This is a genomic window from Acetobacter estunensis (genome assembly GCF_011516945.1).
GTDB classification, from domain to species: domain Bacteria; phylum Pseudomonadota; class Alphaproteobacteria; order Acetobacterales; family Acetobacteraceae; genus Acetobacter; species Acetobacter estunensis.
Map to the genome: position 1 here is coordinate 1 of NZ_WOTH01000119.1, position 511 is coordinate 511.

Genomic DNA, 511 nt, shown 5'->3' on the forward strand with positions numbered 1-511 from the left:
CGAGCGATAAGCTGTATCAGCCCAAACGCTTGAGGCCGTATTGGTTTTATCTAACAGCCCCTCTCTCAATCGCGCACCATCACTGGCGGCGGCATCCGTCGTCTTCCATTTGCGGATCAGCCTGAATTTTCGATCGATGGAAACATGCGATTTGTAGCCAAAGAACGGAATGGCAAGATCCGTTGACGGGATCGTCCCATCATCCTGCCGCTTTGCTTTGGTGAACTTCAGTGTCCAGCGCGCATGGCGATCCTTGTGGGACAATTTGGATGGCTTGTCCTGCCAGTCTTCAGGAATACGCCCTGCCCGGAGGTCGGCTTTCTCAGTGTTGGTATTGCGCTGCTTTGGAGCGGCTACCAATGTTGCATCCAGGATCTGGCCCGACATCGGCAGATAGCCCGCGTTCCGCAGGGTCGCGTCAAATCGGTCAAACAGCCTTTCAATGGCACCCGCCTGTGTCAAACGCTCACGAAACAGCCAGACCGTTTTGGCATCCGGCACGCGGTCCGAC

The 511-nt window shown here is 55.8% G+C and carries 1 pseudogene; it reads right to left on the reverse strand.

The features are described from left to right. Positions 1 to 511: pseudogene (locus GOB87_RS16555) on the reverse strand (IS5/IS1182 family transposase); the annotation flags it as partial.